Source organism: Nakamurella lactea DSM 19367 (assembly GCF_000426645.1).
Taxonomy (GTDB): Bacteria; Actinomycetota; Actinomycetes; order Mycobacteriales; family Nakamurellaceae; genus Nakamurella; species Nakamurella lactea.
In genome coordinates this window covers 21,737-39,386 of sequence record NZ_AUFT01000022.1, presented here as the reverse complement: position 1 = coordinate 39,386, position 17,650 = coordinate 21,737, and the positions used below count along the sequence as shown (strand labels likewise).

Annotated in this window: 15 protein-coding genes; 8 read left to right on the top strand and 7 right to left on the bottom strand. The window is 69.3% G+C overall.

Annotated features, from left to right (window positions below):
- Positions 1–237: 237 nt before the first annotated feature.
- Entirely contained in the window at positions 238–834 is a 597-nt protein-coding gene (locus K340_RS0119560) for a TetR/AcrR family transcriptional regulator (RefSeq protein WP_037365809.1), read from the bottom strand.
- A gap of 81 nt (positions 835–915) precedes the next feature.
- Here K340_RS0119560 and K340_RS0119555 point away from each other — a divergent pair, with 81 nt between their 5' ends.
- From K340_RS0119555 to K340_RS0119545, 3 genes are read left to right on the top strand one after another with little or no spacing between them, the layout of a single operon-like run.
- On the top strand, positions 916–2,346 hold the full coding sequence (locus K340_RS0119555; protein ID WP_029137944.1) for an MFS transporter: 1,431 nt from the start codon (positions 916–918) through the stop codon (positions 2,344–2,346).
- A gap of 31 nt (positions 2,347–2,377) precedes the next feature.
- On the top strand, positions 2,378–4,072 hold the full coding sequence (locus tag K340_RS31670) for an FAD-dependent oxidoreductase (protein WP_037365807.1): 1,695 nt from the start codon (positions 2,378–2,380) through the stop codon (positions 4,070–4,072).
- Between the two features lie 41 nt (positions 4,073–4,113).
- Positions 4,114–4,725 carry a hypothetical protein gene (locus K340_RS0119545; protein ID WP_037365805.1) on the top strand — a complete coding sequence of 204 codons (612 nt, stop codon included), beginning with the start codon at positions 4,114–4,116 and terminating at the stop codon, positions 4,723–4,725.
- Positions 4,726–4,749: 24 nt separating this feature from the next.
- On the opposite strand, the gene K340_RS0119540 is transcribed toward K340_RS0119545, so the two are convergent.
- Positions 4,750–5,511, bottom strand: a complete 762-nt coding sequence (locus K340_RS0119540; protein WP_029137942.1) for an SDR family NAD(P)-dependent oxidoreductase — start codon at positions 5,509–5,511, stop codon at positions 4,750–4,752.
- Positions 5,512–5,729: 218 nt separating this feature from the next.
- On the opposite strand from K340_RS0119540, the gene K340_RS0119535 reads away from it, so the two are divergent.
- Positions 5,730–6,881 carry a hypothetical protein gene (locus K340_RS0119535; protein ID WP_154674365.1) on the top strand — a complete coding sequence of 384 codons (1,152 nt, stop codon included), beginning with the start codon at positions 5,730–5,732 and terminating at the stop codon, positions 6,879–6,881.
- Positions 6,882–7,074: 193 nt separating this feature from the next.
- Complete coding sequence (locus K340_RS36745) at positions 7,075–8,328, top strand: hypothetical protein (protein ID WP_029137940.1); 1,254 nt, start codon at positions 7,075–7,077, stop codon at positions 8,326–8,328.
- Between the two features lie 63 nt (positions 8,329–8,391).
- Here the strand turns inward: K340_RS36745 and K340_RS0119525 are convergent, their stop codons facing one another.
- On the bottom strand, positions 8,392–10,356 hold the full coding sequence (locus K340_RS0119525; protein ID WP_029137939.1) for a M13 family metallopeptidase: 1,965 nt from the start codon (positions 10,354–10,356) through the stop codon (positions 8,392–8,394).
- A gap of 33 nt (positions 10,357–10,389) precedes the next feature.
- On the opposite strand from K340_RS0119525, the gene K340_RS0119520 reads away from it, so the two are divergent.
- A complete protein-coding gene (locus tag K340_RS0119520) occupies positions 10,390–10,611 on the top strand; it encodes a hypothetical protein (RefSeq protein ID WP_029137938.1) in 222 nt (73 codons plus the stop codon).
- A 535-nt stretch (positions 10,612–11,146) separates the two neighbouring features.
- A complete protein-coding gene (locus tag K340_RS0119510) occupies positions 11,147–12,538 on the top strand; it encodes a serine hydrolase domain-containing protein (protein ID WP_029137937.1) in 1,392 nt (463 codons plus the stop codon).
- Between the two features lie 147 nt (positions 12,539–12,685).
- On the opposite strand, the gene K340_RS0119505 is transcribed toward K340_RS0119510, so the two are convergent.
- The 4 genes from K340_RS0119505 to K340_RS0119490 form a co-directional block, all read right to left on the bottom strand.
- The gene (locus K340_RS0119505) at positions 12,686–13,420 is read right to left on the bottom strand and encodes a Clp protease N-terminal domain-containing protein (protein ID WP_029137936.1); all 735 of its coding nucleotides are present in this window, start codon (positions 13,418–13,420) and stop codon (positions 12,686–12,688) included.
- A 42-nt stretch (positions 13,421–13,462) separates the two neighbouring features.
- A complete protein-coding gene (locus K340_RS0119500; protein WP_029137935.1) occupies positions 13,463–14,296 on the bottom strand; it encodes an SDR family oxidoreductase in 834 nt (277 codons plus the stop codon).
- 167 nt (positions 14,297–14,463) lie between these two features.
- Positions 14,464–15,375, bottom strand: a complete 912-nt coding sequence (locus K340_RS0119495) for an RNA polymerase sigma-70 factor (RefSeq protein WP_029137934.1) — start codon at positions 15,373–15,375, stop codon at positions 14,464–14,466.
- Positions 15,372–16,292 carry an NAD-dependent epimerase/dehydratase family protein gene (locus K340_RS0119490; RefSeq protein WP_029137933.1) on the bottom strand — a complete coding sequence of 307 codons (921 nt, stop codon included), beginning with the start codon at positions 16,290–16,292 and terminating at the stop codon, positions 15,372–15,374. Before K340_RS0119490 ends, K340_RS0119495 begins: the two co-directional genes overlap by 4 nt.
- A gap of 139 nt (positions 16,293–16,431) precedes the next feature.
- Here K340_RS0119490 and K340_RS31665 point away from each other — a divergent pair, with 139 nt between their 5' ends.
- Positions 16,432–17,370, top strand: a complete 939-nt coding sequence (locus K340_RS31665; RefSeq protein ID WP_161632143.1) for a TIGR03621 family F420-dependent LLM class oxidoreductase — start codon at positions 16,432–16,434, stop codon at positions 17,368–17,370.
- Positions 17,371–17,650 lie beyond the last annotated feature (280 nt).

The following is a 17,650-nucleotide window of genomic DNA, read 5'->3' as shown; positions in this document are numbered from 1 at the left end:
ACGAGCCGGCCGTGCCGTGCCCGCCTGACGCGTAGCGGGCTTGTCCCGCCCCCCGCGTAGCGGGGTTGTCCCGCTGCGCCGGGACAACCCCGCTACGTCGGGACAACCCCGCTACGTCGGGACAACCCCGCTACGCCGGGACAACCCCGCTACGCCGGGACAACCCCGCTACGCCGGGACAACCCCGCTACGCCGGGACAACCCCGCTACGCCGGGACAACCCCGCTACGGCTGGGGTCAGCGCACGGTCGACAGCGCGTCACCGAAGGCGCAGGTCGCCAGCCGGGCGAGCGGGCCGCCCTGGTCGAAGTGTTCGGGGGCCCTGATGGCCACCAGCACATTGAGTAGCATGCCCTGGGCGAAGAAGTCACGGATCTGTTCGTCGGTCCCGCCGGTTGCCTCCAGCGTCCGGACGACCTCCGACACACACTCGCGCGCGGCGGTGCCGATGTCCGGAACCGCGGCGGCGGCGGTGAATCCGTGCATCATCACCAGCAGCAGGTCCCGGTCCTGGAGCAGGGTGGTGTACGCGTCACCGAGCCGCCCCCAGTCGTCGGGGGACTGCGGGTCGAACGGTGCCGCCTCGATCTCGGCGGCGAAGGCCGCGCAGATGGCCGCGATCGCACGGTCGTGAACCTGCAGGAACAGCTCGAGCTTGGTGCCGAACATCCGGACCACGTACGGCTGGGAGACTCCGGCTTCCTTGGCCACCGCGTCCGTACTGGTGCCGGCGTAACCGCCGGCGGCGAACGCGCGGGTGGCCGCGGCCAGCACCAGTTCGCGTCGCTCCGCTCCGCCCATTCGGGTGACGGGTGCAGCTTTCTCGGTGACCATGCTTGACAGGTTATCACTCGATTACTTAGCCTCGATCGAGTAAGTAATCATTCAATGCCTTCTTGATCCGAGGAGCCCTCGATGACCACCTCCGTTGCCTCTCCCGTCATCCCCGATCCCGAACCGGCGCCGCCCGGCCGGCGCCGCATCCCGGTCTGGCTGGCGATCGTCGCCGCCTCGTTGCCGATGTTCATGGCCACCCTGGACAACCTGGTGCTGACCAGCGCGCTGCCAGTGATCCGCACGGATCTCGGCGCCTCGGTCGGCCAGCTGGCCTGGTTCCTGAACGCCTACACGCTGGCGTTCGCCACCTTCATGCTCCCGGCGGCCACCCTCGGCGACCGGTTCGGTCGGCGCCGGGTGATGCTGGCCGGCGTCGGATTGTTCACCCTGGCCTCGATCGGCTCTGCGCTGAGTACGTCGTCCGAGGCTTTGATCATCGCCCGGGCGTTCCAGGGCCTTGGTGCCGCGGCGATCATGCCGCTGTCGCTGACGCTGCTGGCCGCGGCCGTTCCGCCCGCGATGCGGGCGGCAGCCATCGGCATCTGGGGCGGGGTGTCCGGCCTCGGTGTTGCACTCGGGCCGGTGATCGGTGGTGCAGTGGTGGAAGGCATCAGCTGGCAGGCGATCTTCTGGCTGAACGTGCCGGTGGCGCTGGTCGCGGTGCCGCTGCTGCTGGCGGCGATCCCCGAGTCGAAGGGCGGCTGGAAGCGACTGGATCTGCTCGGCACGGTGCTGCTCGGCGGCGCGGTGTTTCTCGGCATCTGGGGCATCGTGCACGGCAACGACGACGGCTGGGACTCACCGACCGTGCTGGCTTCGCTGGTCGGCGCGGTCGTGCTGATCCCGGTCTACCTCTGGTACGCCCGCGGCCGCGAAGACGCCGTGCTGCCACTGCGGCTGTTCCGCAGCCGGGGATTCTCCGCGGCCAACGCCATCGGGCTGTTCTTCACCCTCGGGATGTTCGGTGCGGTGTTCCTGATGGCCCAGTACCTGCAGGTGGTGCAGGGCTACACGCCGCTGCAGGCCGGCATCCGGACGCTGCCGTGGACCGCGGCGCCGATGATCGTCGCACCGATCGCCGGGGCGCTGGTCCGGCGGACCGGGCTGCGTTCGCTGTTGGTGGTCGGGCTGGTGCTGCAGGCCGGGTCGTTGGTCTGGATGGCTATCGTCACCGAGGCCGGGGACTCCTACGGCGCCTTCATCCCCGCCCTGGCGATGGCCGGGATCGGGATGGGTCTGACGTTCGCGCCGAGCGCCACCGCGGTACTCGACGGACTGCCGGAGAGCGAGTTCGCGATCGCCAGTTCGGCCAACTCGACGATCCGGGAGTTCGGCGTCGCCCTGGGTGTCGCGCTGCTGACGGCGGTCTTCCTCGGTGCCGGCGGCACCATCAGCCCGACCGGGTACACGGGCGCGATCGGGCCGGCCCTGCTGACCGGCGCCGCGGCCGTAGTGGTCGCCGTCATCGCCGCCCTGTTCGCGCCCGGCCGGACCCGGCAACACGGGTGACGCCCGCCGGCCGCCGACGTACCGTTGTTGGATGCCGGAGCCGCGCCAGAAGCCAGCCATCGTCATCATCGGCCACGAGTACCGCGGCGCGATGGTCGAGGAACTGACCAAGCGGTACGCCGCCGACTACGAGATAGTCGCGCCGACGACCATGCTGGAAGTGGTCGACCGGCTCAAGGGCCTGGGTGCGGACCGCCGCCCGATCGCGCTGGTGGCGTGCGAGTTCTTCGCCGACGGCCAGAAGGCGACGCACGTCTTCGCCAAGATCCAGAAGTTCGTGCCGACGGCGCGGCGCCTGGTGATCATTCCGGCCGCGCAGTTCCGCGGATCCGTCGGCCAGATGCACGACAGTCTGGCCAACGGCAGCATCGACGGCTACCTGATGCTGCCGCAGGGGCCGCGGGACGAGGAGTTCCACACCGCGGTCAGTGACCTGCTGTCGGACTGGGGATCGTCGGTCAACCTCTCCGAGATCGAGGGCACCCGGCTGGTCGCCGACGGGCCGAGCGCCGACCTGTCGCGGATCCGCGATTTCCTCGATCGGATGGGCATGCCGAATACGACGTTCCGTGCGGACTCGGAGACGGGCCGCGAGGTCGTCGCACTCGCGCCGGACGGCGCCGAACTGCCGCTGGTGCACAACACCCAGGTCGGCGTGGTCGTCTCCCGGCCGACCAACGCGGACCTCGGCGAGATGTTGTACTCCCCGACGCTGGACCTGGCCGACGGGGAGGCCTTCGACTTCGTGGTGGTCGGTGCCGGTCCGGCGGGGCTCGGCGCTGCCGTGTACGCGGCCAGCGAGGGCCTGAACACCCTGGTCCTTGACTCCGGTCCGATCGGCGGCCAGGCGGGAACCAGCTCGATGATCCGCAATTACCTGGGTTTCCCGCGCGGCATCTCCGGGATGCGGCTGACCCAGCGGGCCCGCTCGCAGGCCATCAGATTCGGGGCTCGGTTCATGATCGGTCGGGCGGTGACCGGGTTCGTCCCCGGATCGGACGGTGCCGCCCATGTGCTGCAGCTGGGGGAGCAGCAGATCCCGACGTCGACCGTGCTGATCGCCACCGGCGTCGACTACCGCCGCCTCGGGGTCGAGGCGATCGAGGAGTTCGTCGGCCGCGGGGTCAGCTACGGGGCGGCCACCAGCACCGCCCGGGAGATGAAGCAGAAGCCGGTGTTCGTCGTCGGCGGCGGCAACAGCGCCGGCCAGGCCGCCGTGCATCTGTCCAGGTTCGCCGAGTCGGTGACGATCCTGATCCGGCGCCCGAGCCTGGCCGAGACGATGTCGGACTACCTGATCCGGGAGATCCTCGGTAATCCGCGGATCAGGGTGCGGCCCTGCACGACGGTGGTGGACGGCGGCGGTGACGGGCACCTGCAGTGGCTACGGCTGCGCGACCTCAATACGCACGAGGAGGAACAGGTCGCCGCGAAGGGCCTCTACCTGCTGCTGGGAGCCGAGCCGACCTGCGGCTGGCTGCCGGCCGACGTCGCCAAGGATGCCCGCGGTTTCGTGCTGACTGGGGCCGATACGCCGTGGCAGTCCTGGCAGGGTGGCCGCCCGCCGGAGCCGTTCGCCACCACCGTCCCGGGTGTGTTCGCCGCCGGCGACATCCGGTGCGGCTCGATGAAGCGGGTAGCCGCCGCCAGTGGCGAGGGATCCGCGGTGATCCCGCTCGTGCACGCCCGGTTGGCCGAGCTCGCCGGGGAGCGCTCACCGGTCTGACCGGCCGGAACGCCGGTCGGCTTGCCTGCGTCGAATCGGGCATGACGATGAGCGAACCCGACCTGTCACCTGACCAGAGGCTCGACCGGCTCGCCGGGGCGCAGCGGGATCTCGTCGGACGATTGGGCCGGCTCGAGAGTCGGGAGCAGGCGACTGCCGACTCGATCCGAGCGAACGCCCTCGCCAGGACCGCGCAAGCGGCGATCGGACCGATCGTGCTGCTGGTCATCGGGATGTTCGCCCCGTTCATCGAGGTGCGCACGCCTACGGACGGCGACGTCGACCCGATCGAGCACTTCAGCGTGCTCGGCGTGCTGGGAAAGTTCTTCGCCGAGCGATCTGCCCGCCATGCGCCCCACCTCACGTCCGCCGGCTTCGTGCTGCTCGCTGCCCTGCTGGTGGCGATCATCGCCGCGCTGGTGGCCGGCAGCGCAGCAAGGTCGGCCACCCGGTCGTCGTCGCGGGCCGGCCGCATCGTCTGCGGGTGGGCCGCGGCCCTCGGGATCGTCGCGCTCGCGGTGGCGCGGATGGCGATGCCGGGCGGGGACTCCGACCTGGACGTCAGCCTGCAGTTCGGTGTGGTCGTACTGGCTTGCGGCTACCTGTGGGCGGCGGCCGTCGCCAACTCGGAACAGGACGACCGCGCCGCCTGAGCCTGGGTGGTCAGCTGCAACGGATCAGCGTGGCGCCATCCGCAGCGATCCGTCCATCCGGATCACCTCACCGTTGAGGTAATCGTGCTCGGCGATCATCAGCGCCAGTTGGGCGTACTCGTCGGGCCGGCCGAGCCGGGCCGGGAACGGCACACTGGCGGCCAGTGACTCGCGGAACTCCTCGGTGATGCCGGCCATCATCGGGGTGTCGATGATGCCCGGCGCGATGGTCATCACCCTGATCCCGAACTGGGCGAGATCGCGCGCGGCGGGCAGGCACATGCCGGCCACGCCGCCCTTGGACGCGGAGTAGGCAATCTGTCCGATCTGCCCGTCGAAGGCGGCCACGGACGCGGTGTTCACGATCAGCCCGCGCTGACCGGCCTCGTCCACCGGGTCGGTCTTCGACATCGCCTCGGCGGCCAGCCGGAGCACGTTGAAGGTGCCGACCAGGTTCACCGAGATCACCGTCTTGAACAGGTCGAAGTCGTGCACACCCTTCTTGCTCAGGATTCGCGAGGCCCAGCCCAGGCCCGCGCAGTTCACCGTCATCCGCAGCGGACCGGCGTCCGCCGCCGCGGCGACGGCGGACGCTACGTCGTCCGCGCTGGTCACGTCACCGGATACGGGGGTGACGCCCTCGCCCGGTCCGCCGGCCTTCTCCCAGCCGGTGGCCAGATCCAGCCCGAACACCCGGACACCAGCAGCGGCAAGGGCTTTCGCGGTAGCAGCGCCGAGGCCGGAGGCCGCTCCGGTGACGATCGCCGAAGTTCCGTCGAGATTCATCTGCTGACTCCTGGTTCGCTGGTGGTGACGTCGCCAGATTCGTGACTGATCTGCCGACGATAGCCGGGGCCGGCTCGCCCCGGCCGGCGGACCCACGACCCGGATCGAACGGCTCTTCGTCGTTCGCCGGACGGCACCGCTGCGAACTGGAAGGATCGGTGGTTTCGTGCGCCGTGGAGACTGCCCGGCGTCGCCCGACCCCATGGGAGTGGCTCCAGATGCGCCTTCGAACGATGTCCGTGCTGATTGCGGCGGTTGCCGTGATGACGGTGTCCGGCTGCGCTGCGAGCGAGACCGGATCCGCGGTCGCCGGAACGTCGACGGTCGGAACCAGCGCGGCAGTAACGAGCGCGGCAGCGACGAGCACGGCCGCGACGGCCGCGACGACCACGACCACGGCCGCGACGACCTCGACAGCAACGAGCGCGGCAGCGACGAGTGCGGCAGCGACGAGTGCGGCAGCGACGACCACGACCGCGGCGACCACGACCGCGCCCGCCGCAATCGCCGACGTCTGGCCGACCGAGGTGTGCAAGCTGATGCCGGGCGAGTTGACGCAGGGCCTGACAAGGGCACCCGGCGATCCGCAAGTGCGGTGCAGCTACGAGAAGCTCACCGGCGGCGACTATCTGAGTGTGTCGATCACCCGAGGTTCGGGTCACATCAGCCCGGACGAGCCAGGTAGCGCCCGGTCCACCCAGGTCCGAACGGCACCGATCGACGGGCGTCCGGGCTGGTCGTGGGAGGACAAGGCCGGCAGCGGCGCCCGGGCGGCCTTCGACAGCGGCAGCGGATCGGCGGTGTTCAGCGTGACCGGCGAATCGATGTCGTACCAGGAGAAGCACACGAAGGTGTTGGCGCTGGCCACCGCGGTGTCGAAGTCGTTGCGCAGCACAGCCCCGATGAGTGGCGCCGTCACGGCGTTGCCGTCGACCACTCACCAGAAGGTCCCCGCCGGCACCAGGGCCTGGCCGCATGTGATCTGCGAGGTGATGCCGCAGCACCTAGTCGACGACGTGGCGTTGGAACAGGCGCGCGGACATGAGGACGAGTTCTGCCGGCTCACCTCCGACACCGGGACGGTGCGGGTCGAGTACGAGGTGCGACGTCAGATCGGTGCAACGGTGCACCCGAGCACCATGGGCCCGACCATGCAGCAGCAGTCATTGGATGGCCGAACCGTGTACTCCTACCTGAGCGACAACGTCGCTTCGCCGACCGCATACGTCGAGTTCGACACCGGAAGGCGAGAGTCGGCGGTGGTCCGGGTGACCCAGTCCGATGTCTCCGCGGACATCGACACGGAGACGGTGCGCAAGGCCGCGATCGCGCTGGCCGGGGAGATTGCGCCGCGGCTGCCCAGGCCGTGAGCTGCTGTGACGAACGCCCTGCGCGCGGCGCCCCGATGTGGGATCCTCGGCAGCCGCGCCGTCCACCCAGGCGCGACCGACGGAACGGACTCCGTCGATCGACCGTCAGACCGGTCGACCACCCCACGGGTGACCTGAGGACGCGCTGCACAGCCGGTGCGCGCCGAACGGGTCGAGATGAGGATCCAGGTACATGCGAATCCGACAGATGACCACCGCGCTGGCCGTGATCGCCGTGTTCGGGCTGAGTGCCTGCGCGTCGGAGCAGGCCGGCACTGCAGTGGCGGCCGCCCCGGCCGACACGGCCATCGCGCAGAGCGCTGATCAGAGCGGCACCGAGGCGAGCGCGCCCGCGCCTTCCGACGCCGGACCGACCGATGCCGGGCCGACCGATGCCGGGCCGACCGACACCGGGCCGACCGATGCCGGGCCGACCGCGTCATCGCCGGCCGACACCGGCACAGCGGCGACCAGCGCACCGCCGAGCCCCGCTCCGTCGACCGACGTACCCACCGACCCGACGGCGTCATCTGCGCCCGGCACCGGCGGGCCGACAGCGGGTGCTGCCAAGGCCGATGTCTGGCCCACCGAGATCTGCAAGCTGATGCCGGCCGATGTGGTCAAGGGGATGGATCGGGAGGACGGTGACCCGCAGCTGCGCTGCATGTACACCGCGACGATCGATCACAACTACACCAGCGCGATGATCAGCAAGGGCTCGTTCAATGTCGATGCCGGAGATCTGGCCGGGCCGACCACCAAGGATGTCAAGGAATCGACCGTTGACGGCCGCCAGGCGTGGTCGTATCTGTCGAAGAACACCCCGACCGCCTGGGTCACCTTCGACAGCGGCAAGGGGTCGGCGTTGATCGGCTTCGGCACCGAGGCCAACTCCGACGATAAGAACCGCACGGCCGCATTGGATCTGGCTGCCCGGGTCTCGAAGGCATTGCGCAGCAACGCCCCGATGACCGGTGCGGTCACTGCCCCGCCGACCACCAGCTACCCGAAGGTGCCGGCCGGCACCCGGGCCTGGCCGCACCTGATCTGCGACCTGGCTCCGGAGAAGCTGCTGGCGGACATGGAGAAGGCCCGCGGCTACGAGACCCAGAGCTGCCGGCTCAGCACCGACACCGACGACGGATTCACCAAGATCTCGATCGAACAGTCCATCCCGCCGCGGGATCCGGCCAACCCGGCCGGCAACATCGGCGAGAAGCAGCAGAAGGAAAGCTTCGACGGCCGGACTGCATACTCCTACCTGGGCCAGCAGATCAGCGAGAACAGCCCGCCGACCGCCTACGTCACCTTCGACACCGGCGGCCGCAAGTGGCTCACCGTCCGGATCACCGAGGCCGACGTGGTGACGCCGATCGACCCGGAGAAGGTGCGCGCCGACGCGCTGGCGTTGGCCAACGAGGTGGCCCCGAAGCTGCCGAAGCCCTGACCCATTCGACCGACGACAGCGTCGGCCCGGCCGGCCGGATCGTTCGGCCGGCCGGAGCCGGCGTCACCAGATGTGCACCCGCTCGGCGGGATCCAGCCACATCCCGTCGCCCTGGGCGGTGCCGAACGCTGCGTGGAACTCATCGAGGTTCTTGGCGATGTTGGCCCGCAGGTCCGGCGGTGAGTGCGGATCGACCTGCAGGTACTGCAGGGCGAGTTCGGTGCGCCGTTTGGTGCGCCAGGCCCGCGCCCAGGCGATGAACACCTGCTGGCGATCGGCGTCGGTCACCTCCTCGGTGCCCCGGGAGATCTGGTAGGCCTTCAGGGCGATGGTCAGGCCGCCGAGATCGCCGATGTTCTCGCCGACGGTCAGTCCGCCGTTCACCGTGTGCTCGGGCAGTTCCAGCGGGTGCAGGCCGGAGAACTGTGCGATGAGCTTCTCGGACCGCTGGGTGAAGGCGGACCGGTCTGCGTCTGTCCACCAGTTGACCAGGTTGCCGTCACCGTCGTACTGCGCACCCTGGTCGTCGAATCCGTGCCCGACCTCGTGTCCGATCACCGCGCCGATGGCGCCGTAGTTGGCCGCGTCGCTACCCGCCAGATCGAACATCGGTGGCTGCAGAATGGCTGCCGGGAAACAGATCTCGTTGGTGCCTGGGTTGTAGTAGGCATTCACGGTCTGCGGCGACATGAACCACTCGGTGCGGTCGACCGGACCTCCGATCTTGGCCAGTTCGCGGTCGGTCTCGAACGCCCTGGCCCGCCGGATGTTGCCGACCAGATCGGTCGGGTCGACGACGACCGATGAGTAGTCGCGCCAGCTGTCCGGATAGCCGATCTTCGGGGTGAACTTGTCGAGCTTGGCCAGCGCCCGCTCCTTGGTGTCCGCGCCCATCCAGTCGAGCGCGGTGATGCTCTGCCGGTAGGCTTCGAGCAGATTCGCCACCAGCTCGTCCATCCGGTGCTTGGCGGCCGGCGGGAAATGCCGCTCCACATAAAGCTTTCCCGCCGCCTCCGGCAGGGTCGCCTCGATCAGCGCGACGCCGCGCTTCCAGCGCTCGCGCTGCTGCTGGGTGCCGGCGAGCGTCTTCGAGTAGAAGTCGAAGTTCTCGTCGACGAACTCGGTGGACAGGTGCGGCGCCCAGGCGTGCACCAGATGCCAGCTGAGCCAACGCTTCCAGTCGTCCAACGGCAGTCTTTGCAACGCATCCGACAGCACCGGCAGGTATGACGGCTGCCGCACCACGGTCTCGGCGATGGTGCCCCCCGGTCCGGCCGTCCCGCCGAGCGCGGTGATCCAGGCGGTCCAGTCGAAGGCGGGGGCGGCGGCCGCGAGCTCATCGGCGGTGGTGAGGTTGTAGGTCTTGATCACGTCGCGACAGGCGACCGCATCCCAGTGCCCGGCGGCCAGCGTCGTCTCCAGCGACATCACTGCCGCGGCGGCAGTCTGCGGATCCGGGACGCCGGCCAGGCCGAGCATCCGGCCGATGTGCGCGACGTACTGTTCGCGGGTCCCGGCGAACTGGTCGTCGCGATAGTAGGACTCATCGGGCAGCCCGAGGCCGCCCTGCATGACGTTCACCACGTACCGGTCGGAATTGCGGTCGTCGGTATCGACGTAGCTGCGCACCGCCCCGGACACGCCCGTCCGCTCCAGTTCGCCGAGCAGGGCTGCGAATTCCGGCAGGTCGGCGATCGCATCGATCCGCCGCAGCGCATCGGCCAGCGGCGAGACCCCGAGCTCCTGCACCCGGTCGACGTCCATGAACGAGGCGTACATCGCGCCGATCTGCTGCTCGGGGCTCCCGGGTGCCGCGGCGCCCGACTCGGCGGCAGCCGCGGACTCGGTCAACAGCTCGCCGATCTGCTGCTCGGACTTGAGGCGCAGATCGATCATGGCTCCGGTCGACGGCAGGTCGGCCGGAATCTCGGTGGCGTCGAACCAGCCACCGTTGACGTGGCGGTACAGGTCGTCTTGCGGGCGGGTATCCGGATCGATCCCGGTCGGATCGGTGACTGTCTGGGTCATGGCGGACAGCCTACGGATGTCCACGATCTCTCGATGCGGGTCGGGAGGTGCCGCCGCACCCGGTCCGGCTATCTGATCAACGTGACGATGCCGATCTCCGCCCTCGCCGGCGAGCACGCACAGGTCGGTGAACTCGACGGGTACGGCCCGATCACCACCGGGCAAGCCCGGACCCTGCCGGACCCGATGCCGTCGCCCGCACTCAGCGGGCCCGTCGAGGGTGAACCGCAGTCCGGATGGCCGATCCGGACCTGACCACGCGCGAAAGCCATTGCTGCTCACCAGATGCGAGGCGGGACAACCGCGCTACGCCGGTGGGTGGCGGGCGGGGACCGTCGCTGACCCGCTGACGGCTGCCGTTCAGCTCTACGACCCAGGGGGCAGTCATTTCACAGGAAGCTCCAACCCGGAGCCGATGTGTCCTTCCGACTGCCCGCCTAACGTCGAGTTCACCAGGTGAGGAACTCGCAGCGGGAGGCACGTCATGAGCGACATAGCGATGGCCAGGCGGCCGGACCGCCGGCAGAGCCTCGGCGTCCCGATGCTGCTGCTGGTCCTGACGATCGCGGCGATCGCCGCGATCTTCGTCATGGCCGTCTGAGCCGAACCGGCGCGCAGGTGGCCGGGCTGCCGTCGACCTGCACTCGGACCAGCTCGACGGGCATGTTGGTGGGTGGTGAAAATTCCGGCGGTCCTTATCGTCCGGGTACACCAAGCCCGAATGACGTGGACGCGCCTACGGTCGAGGCACCCGAGATATCAGTACGTCCGAAACCGAAAGAGGCCGCCGATGTCCAAGCTCGATCAGATCAGTGAGTGGATCGCCGCCCGGCTTCCGGAACTGATTGCCGAGAACAAGGTTCCGGGCGCGGCTGTCGCCGTGTACGCCGGTGGCGAGATCGTCGATCACGCCGCAGGCGTGCTGAGCAAGGCCACCGGAGTCGAGGCGACCCCCGACTCGGTGTTCCAGATCGGATCGATCACCAAGGTCTGGACGACGACGCTGGCGATGCAGCTGGTCGACGAGGGAAAGCTCGATCTCGAGGCGACCGTCCGCAGCTATCTGCCCGAGTTCAAGCTCGGCGACGAGGACGCGGCTGCCCGGATCACCGTGCGGCAGTTGATGTGTCACGTCTCCGGCTTCGAGGGCGACCTGTTCAACGACACCGGCAACGGCGAGGATGCGGTCGCGAAGTACCTTGCCACGCTGGTGGACACTCCGCAGCTGTTCGAGGTGGGGGAGATGTTCTCCTACAACAATGCCGCGTTCAGCGTGCTGGGTCGAGTGGTCGAGGTGTTGCGCGGCAAGCCTTATGACGCCTGTCTCAAAGAGCATCTGTTCGCCCCGTTGAACCTCACCCATGCGGCGCCCAGTGCCTGGGAGGCGATCCTGTACCGGGCCGCGGTGGGCCACATCGAGCGGAAGCCAGGCGCCGAGATCGAACCTGCTCCGGCGTGGGCGTTGGTCCGCTCGAACGCGCCGGCCGGTTCCATGCTGGCGATGCGGCCGCGGGATCTGGTCACCTTCGCTGCCATGCACCTGCGGGAGGGCCGCAGCGAGGCCGGCGACCAGGTGCTGAGCAGCGCATCGGTCAAGGCCATGCAGCAGCGGCAGGTCGAGTTGCCCGACCTCGGGCTGATGGGCAACGCGTGGGGACTCGGCTGGGAGATCTTCGACATGGCGGGCGGCACCGTCATCGGGCACGACGGCGGCACCATCGGTCAGAGCGCGTTCCTGCGGGCGGTTCCGGGCAGGGACGTGGCGGTCGCCGTGCTCACCAACGGTGGCGGCGTGCTGAACGTGTACTACGAGATCGTCAGCAAGGTGCTGGCCGAGCTGGCCGATATCGAGCTGAGCCCGCTGCCGACGGTCAGCGGGGACGAGCCCACCATCGACGCCGCGAGGTACGTCGGAAGCTACAGCTCGTCGGTGAGTGACTCGGTGGTCAGCCAGGACGAGGACGGCAGGGTGTGGGTGCAGGTCACCCCGAAGGGCATCTTCGCCGAGCTCGGCACCGGTGAGTCGGAGAAGGTCGAATTGGTCCTGCTGCGCGGCGACACGCTGATCGCCAAGGAGCCGGTGCACGGGTTGCACATGCCGCACGCCTTCGTCGGTGACGACGGCGCCGGCCACGCCCAGTTTCTGCACACCGGCCGCGCCGACCGCCGGGTGGCAGACTGAGCGGCCCGCGCAGCCGTAGCGGGGTTGTCCCGGGCCGGCGGGTCACGTGCGCCACGCCCAGGCGTAGCGGGGTTGTCTCGGGCCGGCGGGTCACGTGCGCCACGCCCAGGCGTAGCGGGGTTGTCTCGGGCCGGCGGGTCAAGTGCGCTACCGCCCGGCTGACCCCTGCCTGGTCGCCGACGGCGGATCGACCTCGGCGAGCAGGCGATGGAGGCCGCAGGTGCAACCGCCTTCGGTCGCCGGGTCACAGCCGTCACGGTGTTGGCCGTAGTGCCGCAGTGCGGCCACCAGCCGATCGTGCCGGAGCCTCAGATCGGTTGCCAGCTCGGCGATATCCGCAGCCAGCCGGGCCGCCGGCCGGGAAGCCGACGGCCCGAGGCTCGCCCGGACGCGCCCGGCTCGGGCCACCCGGACACCCGGGCCGTCGAGCGCTTCGGCTTCCGCCTCGTCCTGCGCGAGCCGGTCCGTCACCAGGGCGAGTGCATCGATATCGATCCCAAGATCCACCAGCAGTTGGTGTCCGGCACAGTCGCGGACATCGATGATCGCCCGCAACAGGTGCGGGGTATCGATCGACTGCCCACCAAGGCGCTGGGTCACCAGCAGTGCAGATTCCAGTACCTGCTTGGCGTGCGGGGTGAACGGGATGTGCCCACTCGGCGCCGCCCGGCCGTCACCGGGCCACCGCTCGAGGAGCCGGCCGCGCGCGGCAGCCAGGCTGACGCCGGCCTCGCCAAGCGCCGTCGCAGCCGCGCTGTCTTGGTCGCGTAGGACTCCCAGAAGCAGGTGTGCGGTGCCGATCCGGTCGTGGCTGAGCATCCGGGACTCCTCCTGGGCCAGCACCACCACCCGCCGGGCACGATCGGTGAATCGCTCGAACACAGGACCTCCCTGGATGGCCCCTCCCACGGTACAAGCGGCGGCTCAGGGTTGCAGCAGAGTCCCGGTCGCGGTCAGGATGCTCCGTCCGGTGGTATCCACCAGTTTCTGTGCGGCGATGGCCCGCGCGGGCTCCGACGACTGGTACCGCAACGCCGGTAACGGGTCGGCGGCGATGTCCCGGATCACCTCGGCGACCGATTCGGCGGATTGGCCCCCGGATCCGAGCGCACTCATCCGCTCGGTGAACCGGCTGATGAGTTCCCGGTACGGATCGTCGTCATCGATGTTGTCCACGTGCCCACCGAGATTGGCGAAGAACGCGGTCCGCACCGGACCCGGTTCCACCACCGAGATGTACACGCCGAACTCACGCATGACCGTCGCCAGGCTCTCCATGAGGCCCTCGACAGCGAACTTGGCGGCGTTGTACGCGTCACTGAACGGCAGCGCGACAATGCCGTTCAAACTCGTCACGGTGATCACCCGGCCGGCGCCGGCTTCCCGCATAGCAGGCAATACGGCCTTGGTGACGCGGGCGACTCCGAAGAAGTTCAGTTCCATGGCCTGCGCCAGCTCGGACAAGGCAAGTTGTTCCAACGTTCCGCGATGCCCGGCGCCGGCATTGTTGACCAGCAGGTCGATACCGCCGCGGTCTGCGAGGACCGAGCCGATGCACGAGTCGACCGACCCGTCGCTGGTGACGTCGAGAGCTCGGAGCGTCACTGCCGGCAGTTCATCGGCCAGCTGCCGCAGCGACTCGGCGGCCTCCGGCCGGCGAGCCGTTGCGATGACGTCCCACCCGGCCGCCGCCAGCGCCCGGGTGGTTGCCAGACCGATGCCGCGACCGGCACCGGTGATCACTGCTACAGAAGACATGTCTGTTTCCGATCTCCGAGGCGATTGATCTCAGCTCGCGAGCGGATGTCTTGCGGGGAGCCTTCGAACCATGGACCTCCCATTGTCGTCTCGGCAACGTCGGCCCGCAGGTTCTGCCGGTTGCGGTCGCTTTAACCGCGAGACCTGCCGACCAGCGAATCAGCGAGTCAGCGAGTCCGGAGCGCTTCCCGGACAACGGCCGCGGCATCGCCGACCGGACCGAGATGCCTGAGCTTGTCGGGGTTCAGCAGGGTGTGGATCTGTTGGATCCGACCGTCAACCCCGTCCACCGTCACCGTTCCGACCACCTTGCCGCTCCGATCGCGGTAGACGGCACCGATGTCTCCGTTCATCACCCGCAGCTCCTCGGTGACGCCTACCCCGATCACCAGCGGAGCCACCGATGCCAGTGTCCTGGCCACCCGCTCGACACCGAACACTCCCTTGACCCAGTTCGGGCCGCGGCCGGCGGTGTCCGCGGTCATCCGGACGTCGGCGGCCAGCAGTGCCCGCAGGCCGTCGAGGTCACCCTCCCGGAGGGCGCGGAAGAACCGCACTGCCAACGCATTGCGTTGCTTGCGGTCGGTCTCGAACCGGGGTCGTCCAGCGTCCATGTGGCGCCTGGCCCGCACCGCGAGCTGACGGCAGGCAGCCTCCGATCTGTCCACCACAGACGCGATCTCGGGGAAGTCGAAGGCGAACACCTCCCGCAACACGAAGACCGCCCGCTCCAGCGGGCTGAGCCGCTCGAGCAGCAGCAGGGCCGCGGTCGACACCGAGTCGGCGAGTTCCGCCGACCTCGCGGGGTCGGAGTAGGTGTCGGTGATCAGCGGCTCGGGGAGCCACTGGCCGACGTACTGCTCCCGCCGCACCCGCGCGGAGCGCAGCACGTCGATCGAGATCCGGGTGACCACGGCCGACAGGAATGCCTTGGTGGACGTCGGCGTGGTCGCGGATCGCTCGTAGCGGAGCCAGGTTTCCTGGACCGCGTCCTCGGCCTCGCTGACGCTGCCGAGAATCCGATAGGAGATCGCGAACAACAGAGGTCGCAGCTCCTCGAACTCCGCAACTCGGCTCATGCCAGTTCAGCCTTGAAGCCCTGTCGCCACGACGGATAGCGCAGTTGCCAGCCGAGCTCGTGCTTGGCCTTGGCGTTGGAGAAGCCACGGCCTTCCGTCATCAGGCTCACCGCGACCTTGCCGGCGGCCAGCCGGGCCAGCCAGCCAGGGACCCGCATCGGTGGCTTGCCGCCGGCGCAGGCCGCAAGGTACGGCAACCACTCGTTCGCGGGTGCTGGCTCGTCATCCACGATGTTGAACACGCCCTTCGCCTGCTGCTCCACGGCAAGAACGGTAGCGCTCGCCGCGTCGTCCAGATGCAGCCACGAGGTGTAGCCGGCGCCGCTGCCGATGAGCGGGAACTGCCGCTTGCGCACCGGTGCGACCAGATCTTCGGTGGCGCCCGGCCCGTACAGCCAGCCGAACCGCAGCGCCGCACCACCCGCCGAGCCGACCGCGTCCTCGACATACCGGACCGCCGCCATCACCGGCTCCGCCGCCGTCCCCGTCATCGGATCCAGTGGGTCCGCCTCGGTCTTGACCCAGCCGCCCTGATGGATGCCGTTCCAGCCGGCATAGCTCTGGGCGATGAAATTGGTGACGCCGGTCGCCTCGGCGGCGGCCAGCAGGTGATCCGTCCCCTGGGTGCGCAGCCGGTTGGTGGTCGCGAACCACCGGTCCATGTGCTTGATGTCCGCCTTGCCGGCGATGCCGGTCATCTGGTGGACGATCGCGTCCGGCCGGGCGGCGGCCACCGCCTCGCCAACCGATGCGGCATCAAGTCCGTCCATCACCAGCGCCGCGGCGCCCAACTTCTCCAGCGCACCCACCTTCGCCCCGCTCGTCGTCGTCGCCGTCACCTGGTGGCCGCGGGCCACCAACTGCGGCACCAGCCGTCGCCCCACCACGCCCGTGCCGCCCGCTACGAATACCCGCATGTCGATCACCTTCCGCTGCTTGTCCTGGGTGTTCGGACCGGAGACGAGACAGCCACGGCCGGGTGTGACATGCAGCGCGGGCGGCCGAAATCTGTGGGTCGGGTCGGAAGCTCGCCCCGCCGTCGTCGAGGATGACGGCATGCGAGAGTTCGAATTCCTGGCCGATGTCTCCGGGGTCGTCAGCGGCGACGAATTGGCTGCCCGCGCCCGGCACGCCGAGCAGCTCGGGTACCACTGTTTGGTGCTGCCCGATCATCTGCTCGGCGGCATGTCACCGGTGGTGACGATGGCGATGGTCGCGGCCGCGACGTCCACGCTGCGGGTGTCGGCGTTCGTGCTGAACAACGATCTGCGGCATCCGGCGGTGCTCGCACAGGAGCTGGCCAGCATCGACGTGCTGTCCGGGGGGCGGCTGGACATCGCGATCGGAGCCGGCTGGAACGAGGCCGAGTACGACGCCATCGGCCTGACCTTCGACCGTGCGCCGGTCCGCCAGGCGCGGCTGGCCGAGTCGATCACCGTGCTGAAGGGGCTGTTCTCCGGGGCCCCGTTCAGCTTCGCCGGTGAGCACTACGCGATCACCGACTACACCGCCGGTCCGGTGCCGGTGCAACGGCCGCACCCGCCGTTCTTCATCGGTGGTGGGGGGCGGCGCACGCTGAGCCTGGCCGGGCGGGAGGCGGACATCGTCGGGCTCTCGCCGCGCATCCTGCCGGGCGGCACGGTCGACGCCCGGTCGCTGACCCTGGCCGCCGCCAGGGAGAAGATCAGCTGGGTTCGCGAGGCCGCCGGCGCCCGGTTCGATGCGTTGCGCATCAACATCTATCCGTCGATGTGGCCGGTGACGGTGACCGATGATCTGCGGGGCGAGGCGCGCCGGGTGATCGACGGACTCCGGTCGCGGACCGGGGTCGAACTCACCGAACAGGAGGTGATCGACTCCCCGCACCTGTTCATCGGTTCGATCGATCGGTTGGTCGAGAAATTCCTGCAGTTGCGCGAGGAACTCGGCATCTCCTCGGTCCTGTTGGGCGGCGTTGATCAGCTCGCGCCGGTGCTGGAGCGGCTCCGCGGATAGCGTCCGGCCGGGGCGATCGCGGGGCCGTCGGGTGTGCGATTCGCCGACATTCGGCCCGCGGCAGCGATACCGAGAGGCCTGATGGACGGGCATGACGTGCCACCGGGGTTGGCGTACTGGAACAACCGTCGCGGCACCTCGGAGGACATCCTGCTGCGGTGAAGGAGGGGTCCGTTACTGGTGGGCGGGCACCGTGCGTTCGGTGCTGCGGGCACCGCGCAGCAACGGGTCGCTCGCCTACACCCGGGCAGGGCCGGCTGCCCGGTCGGCAAACGGCAGG